General features: G+C 61.1%; 11 protein-coding genes. 5 read left to right on the plus strand and 6 right to left on the minus strand.

Annotated elements, in window-relative coordinates; genetic code table 11:
* Nucleotides 1–470 precede the first annotated feature (470 nt).
* Nucleotides 471–8,381, plus strand: a complete 7,911-nt coding sequence (locus tag QR290_RS08805) for a retention module-containing protein (protein ID WP_289204732.1) — start codon at nucleotides 471–473, stop codon at nucleotides 8,379–8,381.
* Between the two features lie 68 nt (nucleotides 8,382–8,449).
* Here QR290_RS08805 and QR290_RS08810 read toward each other — a convergent pair whose 3' ends face one another.
* The 4 genes from QR290_RS08810 to QR290_RS08825 all read right to left on the minus strand — a co-directional run bounded on the left by QR290_RS08810 (nucleotide 8,450) and on the right by QR290_RS08825 (nucleotide 13,215).
* The gene (locus tag QR290_RS08810; RefSeq protein ID WP_115076956.1) at nucleotides 8,450–8,821 is read right to left on the minus strand and encodes a DUF6124 family protein; all 372 of its coding nucleotides are present in this window, start codon (nucleotides 8,819–8,821) and stop codon (nucleotides 8,450–8,452) included.
* An 815-nt stretch (nucleotides 8,822–9,636) separates the two neighbouring features.
* Entirely contained in the window at nucleotides 9,637–12,075 is a 2,439-nt protein-coding gene (locus QR290_RS08815) for a hypothetical protein (protein WP_289204733.1), read from the minus strand.
* 146 nt (nucleotides 12,076–12,221) lie between these two features.
* Entirely contained in the window at nucleotides 12,222–12,617 is a 396-nt protein-coding gene (locus tag QR290_RS08820; protein ID WP_065260960.1) for a YbaN family protein, read from the minus strand.
* A 10-nt stretch (nucleotides 12,618–12,627) separates the two neighbouring features.
* Nucleotides 12,628–13,215: a YecA family protein gene (locus QR290_RS08825; protein WP_085710385.1), complete on the minus strand. Its 588-nt coding sequence runs from the start codon at nucleotides 13,213–13,215 to the stop codon at nucleotides 12,628–12,630.
* Between the two features lie 277 nt (nucleotides 13,216–13,492).
* Between QR290_RS08825 and recQ the strand changes: the two genes are divergently transcribed.
* The 3 genes from recQ (at nucleotide 13,493) to QR290_RS08840 (ending at nucleotide 18,106) form a co-directional block, all read left to right on the plus strand.
* Nucleotides 13,493–15,622 carry a DNA helicase RecQ gene (gene recQ / locus QR290_RS08830; protein WP_115076959.1) on the plus strand — a complete coding sequence of 710 codons (2,130 nt, stop codon included), beginning with the start codon at nucleotides 13,493–13,495 and terminating at the stop codon, nucleotides 15,620–15,622.
* Between the two features lie 134 nt (nucleotides 15,623–15,756).
* Nucleotides 15,757–16,191 (plus strand): MarR family transcriptional regulator, encoded by a 435-nt coding sequence (locus QR290_RS08835; protein WP_115076960.1) that lies wholly within the window; start codon nucleotides 15,757–15,759, stop codon nucleotides 16,189–16,191.
* Nucleotides 16,192–16,318: 127 nt separating this feature from the next.
* Nucleotides 16,319–18,106: a FimV/HubP family polar landmark protein gene (locus QR290_RS08840; protein ID WP_289204734.1), complete on the plus strand. Its 1,788-nt coding sequence runs from the start codon at nucleotides 16,319–16,321 to the stop codon at nucleotides 18,104–18,106.
* A gap of 6 nt (nucleotides 18,107–18,112) precedes the next feature.
* On the opposite strand, the gene QR290_RS08845 is transcribed toward QR290_RS08840, so the two are convergent.
* Nucleotides 18,113–20,314 carry a patatin-like phospholipase family protein gene (locus QR290_RS08845; protein ID WP_289204735.1) on the minus strand — a complete coding sequence of 734 codons (2,202 nt, stop codon included), beginning with the start codon at nucleotides 20,312–20,314 and terminating at the stop codon, nucleotides 18,113–18,115.
* Between the two features lie 70 nt (nucleotides 20,315–20,384).
* On the opposite strand from QR290_RS08845, the gene QR290_RS08850 reads away from it, so the two are divergent.
* Nucleotides 20,385–20,672: a SelT/SelW/SelH family protein gene (locus QR290_RS08850; RefSeq protein ID WP_115076963.1), complete on the plus strand. Its 288-nt coding sequence runs from the start codon at nucleotides 20,385–20,387 to the stop codon at nucleotides 20,670–20,672.
* Here the strand turns inward: QR290_RS08850 and QR290_RS08855 are convergent.
* The gene (locus tag QR290_RS08855) at nucleotides 20,666–21,559 is read right to left on the minus strand and encodes a DMT family transporter (RefSeq protein WP_115076964.1); all 894 of its coding nucleotides are present in this window, start codon (nucleotides 21,557–21,559) and stop codon (nucleotides 20,666–20,668) included. The genes QR290_RS08850 and QR290_RS08855 overlap by 7 nt on opposite strands.
* Between the last annotated feature and the right edge of the window lie 40 nt (nucleotides 21,560–21,599).

A 21,599-nucleotide genomic window follows, 5' to 3' on the forward strand; every position in this document is an offset into this window, starting at 1 on the left:
AGTAGAAAGCGTTTCATGCCTGTAACAACAGAGCTAAGAACATCCTGAAGCGTAGCTAAGAAAAAATTTTCATATGGGTTATGCCAAAAAAAACTTATGCGGTTCGCCAAATCCAGCACATTGTTCCACTCGAAAGCCTTTGTTTTATGCGCTTTAGGGAGCACAGAAAGGCTTGAGGAAAGTTCCACTCACTTTGCGACATACGGCGAAGTACTGCTAAAGGGGAGGGACGCGTAGCGGCTGATGAACGACAGTTTTTTGTCACTCGGGTGATTCACCACCGTTACGTAGCGCTAGTGGGCCTGCTGCATCGAACAGAGATTCCAAGTGCTTGATGGCGCTGGCGTTTCTGGATTTGCGCAACCTGCGAAACGAACTGTCGAGGTGCGAGCGTCGCCTCGACAACCCGCTTGAGCCATGGGCTGCTTCGCGAACCAGCGCCGACGGTGGTCGGCAGCGGAGGAATGCACATGGCAACGCTCATCGGGATCGTCACTAAAGTCATTGGTCAGGTTTTCGCTCAATCGGCAGACGGCAGTCGGCGCGCATTGGTTGAAGGCGATCGGCTGTTTGCAGGGGATCAATTGATCACCGGGGCGGAGGGAGCGGTTGCCGTCCATCTGCAAAATGGCCAGGAACTGACCCTCGGTCGGGACAGCAGCCTGACCATGACCGGCCAGTTGCTCGCCGATCAGGCCGCCCACGTCAATGCCCCGGAAGCGGTGACCCCGAGCGAGTCGCAACTGACCGACGTCGAACAGATCCAGAAAGCCATTGCCGCCGGCGATGACCCGACCCAAACCGCCGAAGCGACGGCAGCCGGCCCCGGAGCCACCGGTGGCGCGCCGGGCGCGCTGGGTGGTGGCCACAGTTTTGTGTTGCTGACCGAAGTGGCGGGCCGGGTCGATCCGGTCATCGGCTTTCCGACGGCCGGGTTCAACGGCATTCCCGAGTTTCCCGAAGAGCGGCATAACGCCGTGATCGACAACGGTGACGGCCAGGCCGCACCGATTGTTCCGCCACCGCCACCGGTCAACAATCCGGTGACCCTCGGCGGCCTGTCCGTGCCCGGCGGTGAACTGACCCTCAACGAAGCCAATCTGCCCGACGGTTCCGCCGCCAACCCTGGCGCGCTGACCCAGAGCGGCAGCTTCACGGTGTCGGCGCCGGATGGCCTGAGCAGCCTGAGCATCGGCGGCATCAACGTGATTGTCGGCGGCGTGCCGATCGGTTTCCCGCAATCGATCACCACGCAACTGGGCAACACCCTGACCATTACCGGTTACAACCCGGCCACCGGCACGGTCAGCTACAGCTACACCCTCAACGGCAACGAAACCCACGCGGCGGGCGACGGTGCCAATAACCTCAGCGAACAATTCACCGTGATCGCCGGCGACAGCAATGGCGACACCGCCACCGGCACGCTGGACGTCAACATTACCGACGACGTGCCCAAGGCTGTCGACGACACCAATCCGAACACTGCCTCGGAAACCCTGCTGACCCTGACCGGCAACGTCCTGCCGAACGACACCCAGGGCGCCGACCGGATTCCCGTCGGCCCCAACAGTGGCCCGGTGGTCGCCGGCACCTTCACCGGTACTTACGGCACCCTGGTGCTCAACGCCAATGGCACGTACACCTACACGCTGAACACCAACGATGCCGACTTCAAAGCCTTGCACGGTGGTGGCAGCGGTACCGAGACCTTCACCTACACCCTGCGCGATGCCGACGGCGACACCAGCACCGCCAACCTCGTGCTGCAGATCCACAACAACGACGACCCCGTGATCATCAACGGGTTGAACGTCGAGGGCGGTGAACTCACCGTCTACGAGAAAAACCTCGGCGATGGCAGTGCGCCGGATTCGGCGGCCCTGACCCAAAGCGGCACTTTCACCATCACCGCATTGGACGGCGTCACTACGTTGACCATCGGCGGCATTGCCGTGGTCACCAATGGCGTTGCCGCAGGCTTCCCACAATCGGTGACAACGCCACTGGGCAGCACGCTGACCATCACCGGTTTCAACGCTGCAACCGGCGTCGTCAGCTACAGCTACACCCTGGTCGACAACGAAGTGCATCCAACCGCCAACGGCGCGAACGTGCTCAACGAGCAGTTTGCCGTGACCGTGGTCGACGACAACGGCACCACCGCCAACGCCACGCTGGACGTGAACATCGTCGACGACCTGCCAAAAGCCGTGGACGACAGCAATGCCGGCACCGCTTCGGAAACCAATCTCACGCTGACTGGCAACGTCCTGACCAACGACGTGCAGGGCGCTGACCGTGTGCCGACCGGCCCGAATGCCGGCCCGATCACGGCGGGTACGTTCACCGGGACTTACGGCACGCTGGTGCTGAACGCCAACGGCACGTACACCTACACGCTGAACACCAATGATGCGGACTTCAAAAACCTGCACGGCGGCGGCAACGGCACGGAAACCTTCACCTACACCATCACCGATGCCGACGGCGACACCAGCACCGCGAACCTCGTCCTGCAAATTCATAACAACGACGACCCGGTGATCATCAGCGGCCTCGACGTGAATGGCGGCGAACTCACCGTCTACGAGAAAAACCTCGGCGATGGCAGCGCGCCGGATTCGGCGGCCCTGACCCAAAGCGGCACCTTCACCATCACCGCGCTGGACGGCGTCACCACGCTGACCATCGGTGGCATCGCCGTGGTCACCAACGGTGTGGCCGCAGGCTTTCCGCAGTCAGTCACGACGCCATTGGGCAGCACGCTGACCATCACTGGCTTCAACGCCGCGACCGGCGTGGTCAGCTACAGCTACACCCTCGTCGATAACGAAGCTCACCCGACTGCCAACGGCGCCAACGTGCTCAACGAGCAGTTCGCCGTGACCGTGGTCGACGACAACGGCACCACCGCCAATGCCACGCTGGACGTGAACATCGTCGACGACCTGCCAAAAGGCGTGGACGACAGCAACGCCGGCACAGCTTCGGAATCCAACCTCACCTTGAGCGGTAACGTCCTGACCAACGACGTGCAGGGCGCCGACCGCGTGCCGACCGGCCCGAATGCCGGCCCGATCACGGCGGGTACGTTCACCGGGACTTACGGCACGCTGGTGCTGAACGCCAACGGCACGTACACCTACACGCTGAACACCAACGATGCAGACTTCAAAAACCTGCACGGAGGCGGCAACGGCACCGAGACCTTCACCTACACCATCACCGATGCCGACGGCGACACCAGCACCGCGAACCTGGTGCTGAACATCCACAACAACGACGACCAGGTCTACCTCAACGGCCTCGACGTCAACGGTGGCGAACTCACCGTCTACGAGAAAAACCTCAGCGACGGCACCAGCCCCGACACCCCGGCGCTGACTCAAAGCGGCACCTTCACCGTGACGGCCCTCGACGGTCTGCAAACCCTGACCGTGGGCGGCATCGCCGTGATCACCAACGGTGTCGCGGCAGGCTTCCCGCAATCGGTGGTCACGCCGTTGGGCAGCACACTGACCATCACCGGTTACAACCCGGCAACCGGCGTAGTCAGCTACAGCTACACCCTGGTGGATAACGAAACCCATCCGACCGCCAACGGCGCCAACAGCATCACCGAGAACTTCAACGTGGTGGCGACCGACACCGATGGCAGCACCGCCACCGGGCAGATCAACGTCAACATCATCGACGACCTGCCGACCGCCAAACCCGACGCAACGTCGGTGCAGGAGGGCGGCACCGTCAGCGGCAACGTGCTGGACAACGACATCGGCGGCGCCGACGGCCCGGCAGCCAGTGGCGCGGTAGTGGGCGTGCGCGCCGGCTCCGACACCTCGACTTCGGCCATTGGCGGGCTCAACAGCAACATCAACGGCACTTACGGCTACCTGACCCTCGACGCCAACGGCAACGCGGTCTATCACAGCAACCCGAATGCCGTGAGCGGGCCGGGTGCGGTGGACGTGTTCGTGTACACCGTGCGCGATTCCGACGGTGATGAAAGCACCACCACCATCACCATCGACGTCTACAACAGCTGCCTCAAAGCGGTCAGCGACACCGACGTCACCGTGTACGAAAAAGCCCTCGACCTGAACAAGGACGGCCAGGATCTGGCCGCCGGTACGGTCACCGGCAGCGATCCGGCCAGCAACGGGGAAACCGCGTCCGGCACGTTGGTCGGCTCGGTCACCGGCGCGGTCGGTGCGATCAGCTATGCGCTGGTCGGCAGCGCCACCGGCAACTACGGGCAGATCGTGCTCAACCCCAACGGCACGTACACCTACACCCTGACCTCACCGGCCAGCACCACCCCGCACGCCGACGACGGCGCCAACACCCTGACCGAAACCTTCACCTACCAGGCCACCGATTCGCTGGGCAACGTTGTTACCAGCACCATCGTGGTCAACATCGTCGATGACGTGCCGAAGGCGATCAACGACAGCAACGCCAGCACCGCGTCGGAAACCCAGTTGACCCTCAACGGCAACGTGCTGACCAACGACGTGCAAGGCGCCGACGTGGTGGCGACCGGTCCGAATGCCGGCCCGATCACTCCCGGCACCTTCACCGGCACTTACGGCACGTTAGTGTTGAACGCCAACGGCACGTACACCTACACGCTGAACACCAACGATGCGGACTTCAAAAACCTGCACGGCGGTGGCAACGGCACCGAGACTTTCACCTACACCCTGACCGATGCCGACGGCGATACCAGCACCGCCAACCTGGTGCTGAACATCCACAACAACGACGATCCGGTGGTCCTCAACGGCCTCGACGTGAATGGCGGCGAGCTGACCGTCTACGAGAAAAACCTCAGCGACGGCACCAGTCCCAACATCCCGGCGCTGACCCAAAGCGGCACCTTCACCGTGACGGCCCTCGACGGTCTGCAAACCCTGACCGTGGGCGGCATCGCCGTGATGACCAACGGCGTGGCAGCAGGCTTCCCGCAATCAGTGGTCACCCCGCTGGGCAGCACACTGACCATCACCGGTTACAACCCGACCACCGGCGTGGTGAGTTACAGCTACACCCTGGTCGATAACGAAACCCACCCGAACGCCAACGGCGCCAACAGCATCACCGAGAACTTCAACGTGGTGGCGACGGACACCGACGGCAGTACTGCGACGGGGCAGATCAACGTCAACATCATCGACGACCTGCCAACCGCCAAACCCGACACCGGCTCGGTGGCGGAGGGCGGCACCGTCAACATCAGCGTGCTGGGCAATGACATCAGCGGCGCGGATGGTGCAGCGATCGTGGTCGGTGTGCGGTCCGGCGGCGACACCGCGACCTCGGCCATCGGCGGCCTCAACAGCAACATCAACGGCACCTACGGCTACCTGACCCTTGATGCGGCCGGTAACGCGGTCTATCACAGCAACCCGAACTCGGTGAGCCCGCCGGGCGCCACCGACACGTTCACCTACACCATCCGCGACAGCGACGGCGACGAAAGCACCACCACCATCACCGTCAACGTCGCCGACAGCAAACTCGTGGCCTCGACCGATCAGGACGTGACCGTCTACGAGAAAGCCCTCGACCTGACCAAGGACGGACAAGACCTGGCCCCCGGCACGGTCACCGGCAGCGACCCGGGCAACACCGGCGAAACCGCGAGCGGCACGCTGGTCGGTTCGGTCAGCGGCGGCAGCGGGGCGATCACCTACACCCTGGTCGGCAGCGCCACCGGCACTTACGGGCAGATCCAGCTCAACGCCGACGGCACGTACACCTACACCCTGACCTCGGCGCCGAAAACCACGCCGAACGCCAACGACGGGCCGAACACCCTGAGCGAAAGTTTCACCTACAAGGCCACCGATGCGCTGGGAAACAGCACCACCAGCACCATCGTGGTCAACATCGTCGACGACGTGCCCAAAGCGGTAGCGTCGGATCGTTCGGTGGCGGCGGTTGAGATCGACTCCAACATCCTCATCGTCCTCGACATCTCCGGCAGCATGGCCGACGCCTCCGGCGTACCGGGCCTGTCGCGGCTGGACCTGGCCAAGCAGGCGATCAGCGCCTTGCTCGACAAGTACGACGATCTGGGCGATGTGAAAGTGCAGCTCGTCACCTTCAGCAGCAACGCCACCGACCGCACTTCGGTGTGGGTCGATATCGCGACGGCCAAGACCCTTCTGGCCAGCCTCAGCGCGGGCGGCGGCACCAACTACGATGCGGCCGTGGCGACCATGTACAACGCGTTCAACACCTCGGGCAAACTCACCGGGGCGCAGAACGTCGGCTACTTCTTCTCCGACGGCAAACCCAACGAGGGTGACATCGGCACCGCCGACGAAGCGACGCTCAAGGCGTTCCTCGATGCCAACAACATCAAGAACTACGCGATCGGCCTGGGCAGCGGTGTGAGCAACGCCAACCTCGATCCGCTGGCGTACGACGGCATCACGCACACCAATACCAACGCGGTGGTGGTCACCGACCTCAATCAACTCAACTCGGTGCTCTCCGGCACGGTTGAGGGCGCGCCGGTCACCGGTTCGCTGCTGGGCGAGGGCGGGACGTTCGGCGCTGATGGCGGGTTCATCAAATCCATCGTGGTCGACGGCACCACCTACACCTATGACCCGAAAGCCAACGGTGGTCAGGGTTCACTGGTTGCCAGTGGCGGCGCCAACCACGGCACGTTCAACACGGTGAACAACACCCTGAGTATCGCCACCAACAACAGCGGCACCCTGGTGGTCAATCTCGACACCGGCGACTACAGCTACACCTCGCAGAAAACCACCACCGTGGTGATCACCGAGAACATCGGCTTTACCCTGAGCGACAACGATGGCGACCTCGCCAGTTCGACCCTGACCGTGAAAGTGATCCCCAACGCGCCTCCGGTGGCGGTGGATGACCACATCATCACCAACGTGCTGTCGGGCAACATCGTGGTGCCGGGCGAGCTGTTGCTGGCCAACGACACCGATCCCAACGGCGATACCCTCAACGCCACGCCAACCTCGTTCAACACCGGCTGGATCTCGAAGTCCGCGGACTTCACCGGTACCGGCGCGATCAGCTTCACCGGTACCAACGCCAACACCGCCGCCAACCAGAACCTGGCCAACGTGCGTAATTCGTTCAGCGCCAACGCCGCGACCATGACCGCCGTGCTGGTGGTCAGCGGCTACCTCGGTGCGGTGACCAACACCAACGCCAACGATGAAGACCGCATCACCGTCAACCTGCGCCAGGGCGAAACCCTCAACCTGGACCACAACCTGGCGGCCGGCCACATCACCATGGAGTACTCGATCAACGGCGGCGCCTGGATCGCCCTCGCGGATGGCCAGACCCTGACCGCGACGTCCGATGGCGTCTACCAGATCCACATCACCAACATCACCAACACCACGGGCAGCAACGCCAACGCGGCGGAGAACTACCAGCTGACCATGACCCTCAACTACGCCGGGGCCCATGACATCACCCCGGACTACCACGGCACTTACACCGCCAACGACAACCACGGCGGCAGCGACACGGCGAACGTGACCATCAGCTACCAGGACGGCCATACCCTCACCGGCACCTCTGGCGATGACGTGCTGGTGGCCGGCACCGGCGACAACATCATCAACGCCGGCGACGGCAACGATGTGCTCACCGCAGGTTCCGGCAACAACGAACTGCACGGCGGCGCCGGCAACGACTTGCTCTACAGCGGCCCGGGCAACGACCTGCTCGACGGCGGCACTGGTATCGACACCGCCAGCTACGCCCACGCGACCGACGGGGTGACGGTCAACCTTGGCCTGCTCGGTGCGCAAAACACCATTGGCGCCGGCACCGATACCCTGACCGGTATCGAAAACCTCGTCGGCTCGAACTTCAACGACACCCTCACCGGCGACAACAATAACAACGTGATCAACGGCGGCCTGGGCAACGACATCCTCAACGGCGGCGGGGGCGATGACCTGCTGATCGGCGGGATGGGCAATAACACCCTCACCGGCGGGCCGGGCGCCGACACCTTCCAGTGGCTCAAGGGCAACAGCGGCCACGACACCGTCACCGACTTCACCCCCGGCACCGACAAGCTCGACCTGTCGCAACTGCTGCAAGGTGAAAACGGCACGTCGGCGTCACTGGATGACTACCTGCACTTCACCGTCACCGGCAGCGGCGCTTCGGTGGTCACCACCATCGACGTCAGCGCCATGGCCGGCGCCACGCCGAACCAGACCATCGACCTGGCCGGCGTCAACCTGGCCAGCCACTACGGTGTAACGCCGGGGGCGGGTGGTTTGATCGCCAGCGGGCACGACACGGCGACAATCATCAACGGGATGTTGAATGATCATTCGTTGAAGGTGGATACGGTGTGAGCCGGGGCTGAAACGACAAAACCCGCCGTCCTGATCAAACGAGACGGCGGGTTTTTTCTTTGCTCAGGCTACAGCGGCGCTTCAGTCTTCAGTTCCAGATTGTCCAGCACCCGATTTACCGCCAGTTCCGCCAGCATGATCAGTTGCCCGATGCCTAGCAGCACATGCCGCTGCGGCGCATCGATCATCCCGGCGAAATCGCTGGCCATGGTTTTGGCCGAGGTCAGGGTTTCGCAGGCGTCTGCCAGCAGCTCTTCGCTCGGGATGCCGGGGGCGATGAGGTAGCGGGTGTTGGGTTTGAGCAGCGGCTTTCTGGGGTGGAACGGATTGAGGTAGTGATCGAGGGCGCGTTCGGCGGCTTCGTGGAATTTCTTGGAATCGAGGGATTCGTAGGGGGAAGTCGAATCGACTTTCGGCGGGTTTGGCGTGGGTTTGATCATGGCGAATCTCCGTGATTGGATTTAGCCGCCACGACTCATCGCTAAACAAGTAAAGGTGGCGGCTGTACGCAGGTTAGCGATCCGGGTCACAGAAACCCCGGGTAGACCCGAAGGTCTCCCACGCACAGCCACCATTACGCCAGTTGCAGAGAAAAAACTGCAATTGAGAGTGGGCATTGTTGCGTCTGTCTGGAGCCGGATCGCTAAACCCGATCGCTGCTTTTCAGCGACCGCCAAACAATAGAACCCGCCCCCAAGGCGCACAAGCCGGCGGATTCTGGCGGATGCGTAGGCAAAGGCGCAAGGTGGCGTGGCTTTGCGAACATAACCTTCAACACTTTTCAACAAGGGTTGGCGAAGGCATGGAAACGACAAACCCGCGCTCCCGGTTTAAGGACGCGCGGGCTTGTAGGGATGGAGCCGGTAAATAGATGCGTTCCTTTTTGTTCTTCCTTTCCTCGACTACCTGTCATCAATGAATGGTTGTCATCCCACTAGACACAACGCAGGGCGAACCCCATTACTTTCCGGGCCATATGGGGTGTTGCGTCCATTGGCATACGTTCCCGTGAGGTTGAAGTAATAGTATCCCTGTTGACCGCCAATCCATGCACCGTAGAACGAGGTAGGGTGGCTTTGTATAAGCGGCCAACCTAGCAATGCAGCAACATTTCCATTTTCTCTCGCGTAAAGATTATAGAAGTCCAGCATTTCCTGAAGAGTAGCCAGGCGACCGCCTCGGGCAGTGCAATAGTTGTGAGCATCCCCCCATGATCTCCAGATCGTATCGTTTCGAAGTATGGTTTTCATTCCCGTCACATACAGCGCGTAAGACGCACTGTTACCAGCGGCATCAGTGGCGATGATTTGTGTTGATCCATTGGCTCTGCATGTGACTGTCCCTCCCTGAGGCGTGACCGTTGCGATTGCTGGATTTTGCAGCTATATGAGATGGGCGCGGTACCTCCGGTGGCCAACTGTGTAAAAGTCGCAGACGAAGGTGGATAGGCAGGTGGCCGTCCTTCGGCAACAACGAAGTTGGTCAATGCGACGGACTTGTTGGGGCCTGCACTCAATGCCGGGACTGACTGAATTTGATAGCGCCGAACAGGGAACAACACCTTCGACTGCTCATCGGTCTTGCCTGAAAAGCTGACCTGGCATCGGATATTCAGCTCGGATTGATTTTTGAGCCCTTTAAGCCACTCTAGAGGGATCAGCGTCCCATATCCGTCGACGGAGGTAATGCGCTCGCCGACAACCAGTTCCAGAACCACTTTGCTTCCAAGGGAATCAACGCCTTCCAATCTCAACCATATAAGTTGACCGATGGCCTGATGGAGCCATGCAGGTACATTCAGCATGTCAGAGGGTTTCAATGTATTCACATTCAGTTGCGCCGCCGTTACACCCGCTACGGTTACTGTGGGGAAGCGATTGTCCTCCGGCTGGATTGCAGCAATCACAACGTCCGTCGTCGGCGAGGAAGCTAACCTTTCGTTGAACCACAAGTTCCAGAATAGCTTGATCGTCTCCCCCTGATGGCGAATGAGAAACGAACGATCAAGCGGCCAGTTGATACGTTTGTTTTGGTTGAATGGCAGGCGTGGGAAGGAAGTGTCTCCGATCGGGGCGTTCGCTTGCCTCAAGCGACCCATCTGCCCTTCTTGTACTCCAAGGTATTCGGCCCGCATGCCCCAATTGCCGTCCAGCGGATCAATTGTTCCTTTTGGTACTTGTGTCGGCGCATCAATGGTGATCACTTTTTTCGCACTGATCTGTAGTTGCAGCAGGTCGGAAGACACCGTGGCCTCCCCAGGAGTCTTGATTTCGCACTTCACCGACAATGGGCCGCCAGCATAAGGCGCGACGAACTTGTTCACTATCTGGAAGATAATCGGCAGTTTTTCATCAGTGATAATCTGTTGAAAAATTTGCAGAGTCACGGTCCCTGCTTCGCTGAGGGTTTGCCAGTAACACAGAGCTTTTGCACCCAGCTTCAAGGGCCAGTATTTGGCAAACTCTACCGCCACCGTAGGTGCATCTTCCGGCACTTCACCTGCCGCGTTCAGCGGTGTGACAGTCGGCAGGCCCAAGGGTTGGGATGTGCCAATGATAATGGCGTCGGCAGGTTTCGATTGTTGGGTGACGGTGCCTTTGGTGACGGTAAAGAATGCTCGTAACTCTCCCCCGATCGTGTTTCGAATGAATTCATTCGGGATGTCGAAAATTTGTGTTCTACCAGCGGTAGTCCGTGTTCGACTATCGGTGTAGACAATCACTTCACCGGTGCTTGTATGACCTTCCACACTCAGGTCGATCCTGTCTTTAGCGGCAAATACAGCGGTGGCGGTCACCGTTGTATCCGAACCCAGCAACAAGTCGTGATTCAGGACGTTTTCTGTATCAGCTTCATCCCAGAACGGTGCTGCGAGCAAAGATTGCCCGGGTATTACTTTGACGGGTGTCGGAAGCGACCACTTGCTGAAGTTTTCCACGATGTCGTTTACCGACCAACTGACTGCCAGATTGTCGGTTGGCTTGAGGGTGGCCAGCAGAGCTGCCGGGATCTCAATCGAAACGTCCCCGATCGCGGTAATTGTGACGCTGACGAGCAAAGGCCCAAAGGCAACTGTAACTACATCGCCAATGCATTGATTGGGATATTGAGGGATCAGCACCCAGGTACCGTTGTCGATGACAGTCTGATCCAGCACTAAATCCGTGACGATGGGTTTGGACATTGCCTCGTTTCTTGCCGTACTCGCGTCGGGATCCTGTGGGCCGGGTGGTGGATATTTATAAAGCACCCCTACAGGAGAGGACTCTTCTGAGTTGTCGCTGATACGTTTAACAACAATCTTCCCCTCCAGACTGGTCAAGGAATTTGGCGCGAAGCTGAACTCCAGATCACTTAGCGAGATGTAGAAGGAAATCGGCTGCGCCTCTCCCTGATCGTTGAAGTGCTCGGGGCCTACCGTAATTTCAGCGACTGGCAGTGGATGAGGGGCAAGCAAAACGTGAATGACGTCGCCGATGCTCATATTCACGTATGGAAGGATCCAGGCCAGTAATCCGCTGAGGTCACTGTTTGCCATGGCGACGTTGACGCCCATGGCGCCGTTAGGCTGTGGTTTATGGTTTGTGATGTAGAACGGTGAAAGAGCCAGAGCCCCGATACCGCCGGAGGGTGGGGGAAATATCTGGACTTGTTGATTCGTCGCTGAGCCTGAGGGCGAGACTGGACTGTTCATGAGTGCGCACCTTCGCAAGGGGTGCCCAGATGTCTGGATGACGGCACCGTTGACGAAGGATTAGAGCGCTGACGCGTAGGCCTGCCTACTGTCAGATCTGACAGGGGTACGAGGGTTTTCGACGAGCGGTTGTAGGGCAGGGTGGATCAGGATTTACGCAACGTCTTCTGCCGCAAGATATAAACCGTCACCAACACCGCACTGGTCAGCATGAACCCCCGCGCCCACGGCAGCGGCACCAGATAGCACGAGAACAGAATGCTCGCCCACATCAGCCCGATCGCGTAGACCTTGCCCTTGAGCGGTATGCCATTGCCATCGAGGTAATCGCGGATCCATGGCCCGAGCCGGGGATGCTCGACCAGCCATTGATAGAAACGCGGAGAACTGCGGGCGAAGCAGGCGGCTGCCAGCAGCAGGAAGGGAGTAGTGGGGAGAACAGGCAGGAAAATTCCGATCACCCCCAATGCCACGCTGAGCCAGCCGATGGCCAGCAGGATGTAGCGCAACATCAGGGGGCGGTTGCCTATGGGGTTGTCCATAGGCCGGATCTTAGTGGTGACGTGGCTTGAGGATCGCCGGTTTTTCGTCGGGTGCCTGGCACAGCAGGTACAGCGCGGTGAGGGCTTCCGGGATCTGCACGATCATGTCGTCCATCAGGTTGGCGTCCTTGGCGATGTCTTCGAATTCAGGCTGTTCGTCGAACAGGCCCGAACCGACCATGATCGGCAAGAGCATTTCGCTGACTTCTTCTTCGGCGGTTTCGAACCAGGCCGCTTCGCGCAGGAACACACCTTCCATGAAACCGATGCACCAGCCGCGCAGTTCGGAATCGTCCGGCTCGTCGCCCAGGTCCAGTTCGCATGGCAGCTCGAATTCTTCATCCGACGCCAGTTGGCGGGCGATGTGGGCCTTAAGGCCGATCAGCGTGGCTTCGATCTCTTCGCGCTGGGCTTCGCTGCTGTAATGCGGCTCTTCGGCGAACAGGGCGTCGATCCACTCACGGTCCGGCACCACGTCGGCGCAGATCGACAGCGCGGTCAGGTAACCGTGAGCGGCCACGTAGTCCAGCGCCTCTTCATGCAGCTCGTCGGCGTCGAGGAAGACTTGCAGGCGGGTTAGTTGCTCGGCGAAGGACATTAAAGGGCTACCTTGGGGGAATAAACAATGCGGGAATTCTAGGCCTTCTTGAGCCCTCAAGCCAGCCGCACGGCAGATTTGCTCGCACAAGCTTCTTATCGGCGGTGCCCTTTGCCGGGGAGGGCTCGGGTATACTGCCGCGCTTTGCGATCCCTGCCGGTGTCGTGGCTGAATCTGTACGGCGTCATGCAATGCGCCCTTACGTTTTGTTTAAAGCAGCCTCGGCTGTCTTGAACCAGCCTGTGCAGGGATGTTTCGGTGGATTTTTGGAGTTTTTATGCTCGAACAGGCTCAACGCGTCCTCAAGGACATCTTCGGCTACGACAGTTTCCGTGGCCGTCAGGGTGCAATCATTGAGCGCGTGGCCAGTGGTGGTGATGCCCTTGTCCTGATGCCGACCGGCGGCGGCAAGTCCCTGTGCTTCCAGGTGCCGGCGCTGCTGCGCGACGGCCTGGCGGTGGTGGTGTCGCCGCTGATCGCGCTGATGGACGATCAGGTCGCCACCCTCGAAGAGCTGGGCGTGGCGGCGGCCGCGTTGAACTCCACCCTGAGTGCCGAGCAACAGCGCGACCTCGCCAATAGGATCAAGCGCGGCGAAGTGAAAATGCTCTATCTGGCGCCGGAGCGTCTGGTGCAGCCACGCATGCTCTCGTTCCTGCAAGGCTTGAACATCGCCCTGTTCGCCATCGACGAAGCGCACTGCGTATCGCAATGGGGCCACGATTTCCGCCCGGAATACCTGCAACTGGGGCAGTTGGCGGAAATGTTCCCCGACGTGCCGCGCATCGCCCTGACCGCCACTGCCGACAAGCGTACTCGCGAAGAAATCGTCACCCGCCTGCATTTGCAGAACGCCGAGCGTTTCCTGTCGAGCTTCGACCGGCCGAACATCTTCTACCGCATCGTGCCCAAGGAGCAGCCGCGCAAGCAGTTGCTGGCGTTCCTTGCCGAGCGGCGCAGTGATGCCGGCATCGTCTACTGCCTGTCGCGCAAGAAGGTGGAAGAGGTGGCCGCGTTTCTCACCGAGCAGGGCTTCCCGGCGCTGCCGTACCACGCCGGTCTGCCCAACGATCTGCGCGCCTATCACCAGAAGCGCTTTCTCAACGAGGAAGGCCTGATCATGGTCGCCACCGTGGCGTTCGGCATGGGTATCGACAAACCCAACGTGCGTTTCGTCGCTCACCTCGACCTGCCGAAATCTCTTGAAGCCTATTACCAGGAAACCGGACGCGGCGGCCGCGACGGCCTGCCGGCGGACGCATGGATGGCCTACGGTCTGCAAGACGTGGTGATGCTCAAGCAGATGCTGCAGAACTCCGAAGGCGACGAGCGCCACAAGCGTCTGGAGCAGCACAAGCTCGACGCCATGCTCTCGCTCTGCGAAGAAACCCGCTGCCGCCGTCAGGCGCTGCTGGCGTACTTCGACGAAGACATGCCCGAGCCGTGCGGTCACTGCGACAACTGCACCGACGGCGTGCAGACCTGGGACGCCACCGAGCCAGCGCGTCAGGCGCTGTCGGCGATCTATCGCACCGGCCAGCGTTACGGTGTTGGTCATCTGGTGGACGTGCTGCTGGGCAAGGACAACGAAAAAGTCCGCAGCTTCGGTCATCAGCACCTGTCGGTGTTCGGCGTGGGCAAGGCGCTGAGCGAGAGCGAATGGCGCTCGCTGTTCCGTCAGCTGGTTGCTCGCGGCCTGGCGGATGTCGATCACGAAGGTTATGGCGGGCTGCGCCTGAGCGACACCTGCCGGCCGCTGCTCAAGGGTGAGGTGAGCCTGGAGCTGCGACGCGACCTCAAGCCGCAAGTCAGCGCCAAGAGCGGCAGCAAGAGCCCCGCCAGCCAACTGGTGCGTGGCGAAGAACGCGAACAGTGGGAAGCCTTGCGCGCCCTGCGGCGCAAACTCGCGGAAGAACACGGTGTGCCGCCGTACGTCATTTTCCCCGACTCGACGCTGCTGGAAATGCTCCGCAGCCAGCCGACTTCGCTGGCGGACATGGCCCGGGTCAGCGGCGTTGGCGCACGCAAGCTGGAGCGCTACGGCGAGGCCTTCCTCGAAGTGCTGGGCGGCGAGGCCGAGGCACCGAAAGTGGTGGCTGACGTGCGCCACGAACTGATCACCCTGGCCCGCGCCGGCATGACGCCGCTGCAGATTGCCGGTCAGTTGCAGTGCTCGGAAAAGAATGTCTACACCATGCTCGCCGAAGCCATTGGCAAGCAGCAGTTGTCGCTGGAACAGGCGCTGGATCTGCCGGAAGATCTGATGGGCGAAGTCCAGGATGCGTTCCTCGACGGCGAAGGCGAGTTGCCGTCGGTCGCCGAAGTGGCCGAGCTGTTTGCCGGTCGTGTACCGGAAGGCGTGCTGTATTGCGTGCGGGCTGCGCTGCAATCCGAGTTTGAAATGTAAGAGGGCGTTTGTGCCAACCGTTATACGGTTGTAACGATTCAGTACAGAGCGCCTCTTGCCTATAGTCAAATGTCATGCTTAGCTGACTAATAATTAGTTTTTCTCTATTTGTTCAGTCTAATCATGAGTGTTTTATGCCGTTAACCGATCAACACCGCTTTGGCATGCAATTGGCCCAGATGTCCCGTGGCTGGCGTGCCGAACTGGATCGCCGGCTGGCCGGTCTGGGCTTGTCCCAGGCACGCTGGCTGGTGCTGCTGCATCTGGCGCGCTTCGAAGAGGCGCCGACGCAACGTGAGCTGGCGCAAAGCGTCGGCGTCGAAGGGCCGACCCTGGCCCGTCTGCTCGACAGTCTGGAAAGCCAGGGACTGGTGCAACGCCAGTCCGTCATGGAAGACCGCCGGGCGAAAAAAATCGTGCTGTGTGCACCGGCCCTGCCGCTGATCGAACAAATCGAGACCATTGCCACACAACTGCGCAAGGAATTGTTTGAAGGCATCGATGAGGCCGATATGAAGGTGTGCATGCGGGTTCACGGGCACATTCTGGCCAATCTGGAAAAGTCTTGAGGCATAACCGCGTGCCGTTTTTTTGAGAGATCGCGCTGGGCGGACTATAAGAACTACTGGGCAATATCGTGTTCGTACCGGATGTGCGAACGCATAGAAGTCGGTTTTGCTTATTTAAGGGATGCTCATGCTCGGAAGTCGGCACGTGGTACTGCGTTGCGCCAACTCGCTGCTGGTGGCCGGTGTTCTCACCTGGTCCACTGCGTCATTGGCGCTGGGGCTCGGTGATATCACCGTGCATTCAGCCCTCAATCAGCCGCTCAAGGCTGACATCGCTCTGGTGGATGTCGGGGGCGTCAGCGAAAACGAACTGGCGGTCCGTCTGGCCTCGGCGGACGAGTTCGGCCGCGCTGGTATCGAGCGTGTGTTCTTTCTCAACGACCTCAAGTTCACTCCGATCCTGCGCGGCAATCGCAACATGATCCGTGTGACCTCGACCAAACCGGTCAACGAACCCTTTCTGAATTTCCTGGTGCAGCTCGATCAGCCCAACGGCCACCTGCTGCGCGAGTACACCGTGCTGATCGACCCGCCGGGCTCACCGGGAATTGTCCCGGCCACCGACGAGCCAACTGCGCGTGCGCAATCGTCGGAATTCCCGACCCCCGAGGCTCCCTCCGCAACCACGCCGGCCAAACCTGCTGCGCCTGTGCAGCCGCCGGCTCCGGTCGTTGACGCGCAGGCCGAGCAATTGGCGGCGAGCCTTGTGCAGAACCAGCAACTGCAAAAAACCATCGATGAATTGAACGTGAAGCTTCAGGCCCAGGAAGTGCTGATCGCTGACGGTAAGAAGCAGCTCAATGATTTGCAGGCTCGCCTGATTGAAGTGCAACAGGCGCCGCCGGCACCGGTAGCCCCCGTGACGCCTGTGCCGGCGCCGGTCATTGCTCCGGTCGAGTCTCAGGAGGATTCACTTAACTGGCCGCTGCTCGGCGGATTGCTGCTGGTCCTTGGGTTATCAGGGGCGGCGCTGTATGTGCGCCGGCAACGCCAGCAGTCGCAAGGAGCTGAGCTGTCGACGCCGTTCCTGCCAGTACGGAACGAACCCCCGGTCGACGACACAGAACCGATGCAGCCAAGTGCCGTTCACAGTGCTGTCGAGCATCGTGAGGATCACGCCAATGGCGATGTGCTGGAAGCGGTCGGCATTTATCTGGCCTACGGACGTTTGGGCGAGGCTGCCGGTTTGTTGCGCGATGCGTTGCAGCGGGAGCCGGAACGCATCGACCTCGGCGTGCAGTTGCTTGAAGTGCTGGGGCGGCAGGGCGACACGCCGTCCTATGACGAGCAGGAAAGCCGTCTGCGCCAGCTCGGGGTCGAGGATCAGCGTTTGCAGGAGATTCGCGCCCGCTATCCGAAACTGGTCAGCGCCGCACCTTTGGTGGCGGCGGCCCCAGTGATAGCCGCGCTGCCGATCGAACCTTCCAAGCCTGTGGAGCCGGTGGTCGAAGACAATTTCGAACTGAACCTGGATCAGCTCTCGATGGCCTCCAGTTGGGATCTTGAGGAAACGCGCCCGGCCACCGCCGCACCTGAACAGGCGCCATCAACGCTCGGCTCCGATCTGCAGGTATTGCCACAGGATTTCGAGTTACCGGAAACCCTTCCCGACGATGCCGAAACCGTCGAGCTGGAATGGATCGCCGAGCCGGAAACGCAGCCGCTGGACGAAGACTTTCTCAACGAGTTTGGCGATCCCGGTTCGTCGCTGTCGCTGGAGCCACTGGAGTTGCATGCCCCGGAACTGGAACCCGAACCCTCGGACGCCGTCAACGCCGGCAAGCTCGAACAGGCCCAGACCTGCATCGATGACGGCGATATCGACAGCGCCATCGCCTTGCTCAACGAACTGCTCAAGGAAGCCGACGAACCCCTCCGGCAAACGGCGCGTACGCTGTTGGCGGGAATTCGCTGACCGCTGTCAGAAGGTCTGCCCGAGGTTCAGGTACACCGCCTGTTCATCCGCATCGTTCAGGCCATAACTGAAGTTCAACGGCCCCAGCGGCGTATCGAAGCCGATGAATACGCTGGCGGCGTTGATGTAGCCGCTGTCGAACTCATTGTCGTTATTCCATGCCCGGCCGCGTTCCAGCGAGGCGCCGGCGTACAGCGGGAAGTCCAGCGGCAGGTACGAGCGCGGGGTGAGGCGGCGGTAATACACCGCGCGCATCAGACTGACGTTCTGCCCGGAGATCGCGTCCTCGCGGAAACCGGACAATTGCCGGGCGCCGCCGAGCAGGAAACTGGAGGTCACCACGTTGGCATCATCTAGCGTGCGGCCGTAACGACCGCCCATAATCAGCGTGTCCGGGCCACTGCTCATGGCCTTGTCCAGTTTGAACTCCCACTGCCGGTAGCGCGTGTCGGAGCCCAGGCTCGGTTCGAACTGCACCAGCGTCAGGCCGATGTCTTCGCCTTCGTGGGGGTAGTAAACGTTGTCCAGCGAGTCGAACGAGTACTTCAGCGCATAGAAACCTTCGTTGAAGTTTTCGCTCGGCAGGTCCTGATCGCCGATCCGCACATCCGCCTTGCCCCAGGCCTCGCCGACGCCGAAGCGCACTTCGCCGCTGTTGCCGATCTGCCGACCAAAGTTGAGGCCGAAGCCGTAGCGCTCGACGCGATACTGGGCGATCGGATCGTTGTCCAGAACCGAGTCGACGTTCTGCGCGGCGAACGACGCATAAGGCGCCACGAAGTAGCGAGAGCCCACATCCAGCGGCTGATAGAACTCGCTGTACAACTCTTGTTTATCGCCGATCTGTGCCCGGGTCAGCCATTCCGCGCCGAGGCGATTGATACCGTTCATGCGGTAACTGGCGCCGAGATTGAAGGCGCTGTCGCCGCGCATGTCGTCCGACAGGTTCAGGCCGACCCGCAGGTAATCGGTGCCGGTGCGTTTGCCGCGCGCGCTGATCACCAGCGTGTGATCCGCACCCTTGTGCACCACGCGGTATTGCACTTGCTCGAAGTAATCGAGGCCGTACAAGGTGCCCATATCGGTTTGCAGACGACCCAGGTCCAGCGGTTCGCCGATGTGCTGTCGAATGTAATAGCGAATCACATCATCGCCGACTTTCGAGTCGTTCTCGACCTTGATCGCAGTGATGATCGGCGTGCGCTGGCCCGGCGCGCGTGCGGCGTTGAGTTCGGCATCCTGCGACTGCACGGGTTTGAGGCGGGCGAGGCGTACGTCCAGAGCCTTGGTCGCGCGGTAGCCGGCGTCGATCATCTCCTGGCCTCGACCGAAGTCAGTGGCGCCGAAACTGGCCAGCGGCGGCTGGATCAGCACGTCATTGGGGTGCAGGGTTGCCAGTTGTTCTTCGGAGTTGCGCCGGGTCATCAGGGTGATCGACTGGTTCAGCACATCGACCACGGTCACCAGTTGCTTGCGGTTGCGCAACGGGGTGCCGATGTCGACCACGATGGCCACGTCGACGCCCATTTCACGGGCCACATCGAGGGGAATGTTGTCGGTCATGCCGCCATCCACCAGCAATCGGCCGTCGAGCTCGACCGGGGCGAACACCGCCGGGATCGACATGCTGGCGCGGATCACCTGGGGCAGGTGGCCCTTGCGGAACACTACCTTTTCACCGTTGGCGATGTCGGTGGTCACGGCGCGGAACGGGATCGGCAGCTTGTCGAAATCCCGGGTATCGCTGGTGTGGGCCAAGAGGCTTTCCAGCAGCAGTGCGAGGTTCTGGCCCTGAATCACGCCCAATGGCAGGCCGAGGCTGCCGTCGTCGCGAAAGCTCAGTTTCTGTTTCACCAGAAAGTCGCGGTCGTCCTGCTTGCGCCGGAACGGCACGTCTTCACGGGGCGGGGCGTCGGACAATGCCTGCTGCCAGTCGATGGTCAGGGCGAGTTTTTCCAGTTCGTCGATCTTGTAGCCCGAGGCATAAAGCCCGCCGACCACCGCGCCCATGCTGGTGCCGGCAATCGCATCGATCTTGATGCCTTGCTCTTCCAGGGCCTTGAGCACACCGATGTGTGCCAGGCCACGTGCCGCGCCACCGGACAGCACCAGGCCGACTTTCGGGCGTGTTGCCTCACTGGCGTGGACGCTGACACCAGCGAACAGGGGAAGGAAACCAAGCAACAGGCAGATCAGAAGACGACGCATCGTGAGTCTCGGGGCGAGCGATAAAGCCGGCTATTATAGCGGCGCCCCTCTGGCTCAGGAGTTTCAGCGCATGACCGTCACAAAACCGGAAATCGTCATCACCTATTGCACGCAATGCCAGTGGCTGTTGCGCGCCGCGTGGCTGGCGCAAGAACTGCTCAGCACCTTCGGCGACGACCTCGGCAAAGTGTCACTGGTGCCGGGCACCGGCGGGATATTCCACATTACCTGCAACGACGTGCAGATCTGGGAACGCAAGGCCGACGGCGGTTTCCCCGAGGCCAAGGTGCTCAAGCAGCGGGTGCGCGACCAGATCGACCCTGACCGCGACCTCGGCCACAACGACCGAGGTCAGTGAGAGGCCGCCTCGGCCGCGACGGTTTTCTTGTCGCTGCTGCCTGACATCCGGCTCGACACCACGATCGCAACGATGATCAGCGCGCCGCCGATCAACATGCGCAGAGTCGGATCTTCATCGAACAGCAGCCACGCCACGGTAATCCCGTACACCGGCTCCATGGCGAACACCACCGCGGCGGTGCGCGCCTTGATCACCGCGAGGCTGGCGACGAACAAACTGTGTGCGACGCCGGTGCAGAACACCCCGAGCAGACCGATCCACAACCAGTCGATGGCGCGCACTTCGCTCAGTTGCGGCGCCGCGACCGGCAGCAGACACAACGCCACCACCACGTTTTGACACAACGCTGCCTGCACCGCCGGGATACGTCCGGAGCTGGCGCGGTTGGTCAGGGACAACAGGGAAAACAGCAGGCCGGACAGGATCGCCCAAAGCAGGCCGGTGGTCGCGCCGCTGGCCAGATCGAACGCCGGCGTCACCAGCACCAGCCCGACACTGACCAGCACCACGAGGACGATTTCGTTGGCGCGGATGCGTTCGCGGAAGATCAGCCCTTCGAGGATCACCGTGAAGGCCGGGAAACTGGCGAAGCCCAGGGTCGCAATGGCGACGCCCGCGACCTTGACCGCAATGAAGAAACTCACCCAGTGCCCGGCCAGCAGCACACCGCTCAGGGCCAGCCGTCGCCAGTCCACGGCTTGCAGTTTCTGCCAGCCGCCCTGTTGGGCGAAACGGGCGAAAAACGCCAGGGCCAGCACGGCAAACGCGGCGCGTCCGAACACGATGACCGCGGGCGTTGCGGCCGCGAGTTTGCCGAAGACGCCGGTCAGGCCGAACATCAGTGCGCCGATATGCAGGGCGCCGAGGGCGGTACGGGGAGTCATTGCAGTCCTTTTTCCAAACACCATTACAGGCACACATTGA

It is taken from the genome of Pseudomonas fluorescens, assembly GCF_030344995.1.
GTDB classification, from domain to species: Bacteria; Pseudomonadota; Gammaproteobacteria; order Pseudomonadales; family Pseudomonadaceae; genus Aquipseudomonas; species Aquipseudomonas fluorescens_BF.